This is a genomic window from Richelia intracellularis HH01, from assembly GCF_000350105.1.
Taxonomy (GTDB): Bacteria; Cyanobacteriota; Cyanobacteriia; order Cyanobacteriales; family Nostocaceae; genus Richelia; species Richelia intracellularis.
This window is the reverse complement of sequence record NZ_CAIY01000048.1, coordinates 1-1,995: the sequence shown is the minus strand read 5'-3', so window position 1 is coordinate 1,995 and position 1,995 is coordinate 1. Positions and strand designations below refer to the sequence as shown.

Here is a 1,995-nt window from a genome sequence, read left to right as displayed (position 1 = left end):
ATTGATTCTTAATTATTTGTTCCTATTCTCTTATTGTATGATATAACAATCATTGTGATAGTAATTTAAGATATAAATTACTCTTTAATATTGAGTTTATCTATTTTTTTCTAGATTTTTATTATTCTGTTTATCAGTTTCCTTATGATTTATTCCAGGTTAATGGTTATCTTGACTAGATATTTTACCACTTACTTATATAATATTTTAATTTACATTTTGATAGTTAGATACTTTTATATATCCGTGATGATTTTACAATCATATAAATATTGTTAGAGTATTAACAATATTTATATCTTAAGTTTCATAAAAATAAGTTTACTACTGAGTTTAAAATAATATGTAATATGCGAAGTATGCCTAACTAATAGTTTTTAGGGGTGGAAATATTACACACCCAAAAACTATTATAAAGACCTTATGCTAACTATTAACTAAGTTTTTGTTAGTGTTGCTCAACTTCCACCCAAATATTTCCTTCTTCGACACGGACTTGAAAAACCTGTAATGGTTTGGACTGGGATGCTATGCTCATAATTTTGCCTACAACGGGAGGCCAAGGAGTCCATTTTTTTGCTAGGCCACTACACAAGTCAAACTCACTACGATGCCAGGGACATACAATAGTTCCATCAGGAGTAATTTTACCTTTTTCCATTTTTAACTTGAAATGAGGGCAAACGTTATCAACGGCATAAAACGTACCCTCATGATTTAATACTAAAATATTGCGACTACCTACTGCCACAACCTTACGCTCCCCTGGTAGTAGTGAGCTTTCAGCTAAAACCTTTGACCAACTCATTAAGACTCCTTGTTTTGACTAGTTATATTGTTTAGTTTGCCGCAATTATGAACCATGTAATCACCTGTTTTTTAGACTCGAAAAGTTTAAAGAGAAATCGAAAATCATTCAAACACAGCAACTATAGAAAATCATGGCAATATACTTATAGTTATCATAAGATATGGTAATAGTTTTGAAGCTTCAAGTGTTGAAAGCCTACTTGATAATACATTTATATTACTTTTCTAAGATTCATATGGATATTTACTCGCGTAAACTTTGAAGTTTATCGATGAGGTATGCTTAGATTAGTCTCTAGTAAAATATTTGCAATCATATAGTACTATTCATTCTTTAACAAGAATGTGTGAGAGTAGATATATTCCCATAATTTTTTATAAATTGTATATTGTTAATTTAAAATTATTCATATTCAATATTTAATAACATATTGAGAATATTAAGTAATATAAAGTCTATAGAGATAAACTAGTCTCCACAATAACAAATTATCCACAATGATAACTATAGTAATTCAAGGAATTTATAACAAATATGTATTACATTAAAAATGTCAAGTAAGTATCAAAGTAATATATAGTCTATCACTGTCATCTCAATGGAAGCACCTATCTAACTACAAAAATTTTATAATACTTTGAGGTTTCCAAAAAAAAGGGCATTTTGAGAGTTATTTTATTTCAAAATAACAAATATTAATTCAGGATTCTAGATAATTAATGGGAAAGCAAATATACTTAAAATGTTCTGATACAATTTGATTGTTAAGTCCTTATGAAAAGGGTTAATTTATTAGGGTATTGCAAGGATTACTATAACTAATAAAGTTTTATAAAAGTTCAAATAAACATACATGTAAAACTAGTGAATATAATAATTCAGTATTAAAAATACTGGTGCTGAACTAGGATCATAGTTATTATTAATTGCCAAACAGATAAAAGCTAAAAAATGGCTAGCAAAATTAGTAATTCTACTATAAATTTAAGTGAATAGATAAACTTATAGACAACATGAATTTGAATAAAAAACATAGTCAAAATTGTCAATGGTAAATTATTCATAATAAAGGGAAAGCAATGAAAATAATAAAAGATAATTATATAAAAATATAATATGAATTATAGTATCTAGTAAAAATTAGAGTTAAGTTTAATTGAATTAAATCATTTTAATTAGTGCTT

The 1,995-nt window shown here is 26.6% G+C and carries 1 protein-coding gene; it reads right to left on the bottom strand.

All coding sequences use genetic code 11. The features are described 5' to 3' along the window. Positions 1 to 448: 448 nt before the first annotated feature. Complete coding sequence (locus RINTHH_RS06300; RefSeq protein WP_008234330.1) at positions 449 to 808, bottom strand: Rieske (2Fe-2S) protein; 360 nt, start codon at positions 806 to 808, stop codon at positions 449 to 451. Positions 809 to 1,995: the final 1,187 nt, after the last annotated feature.

Bases quoted from the DNA above. Each gene is read 5' to 3' on its own strand.
- RINTHH_RS06300 (WP_008234330.1), bottom strand. From the start codon at position 808: ATGAGTTGGTCAAAGGTTTTAGCTGAAAGCTCACTACTACCAGGGGAG.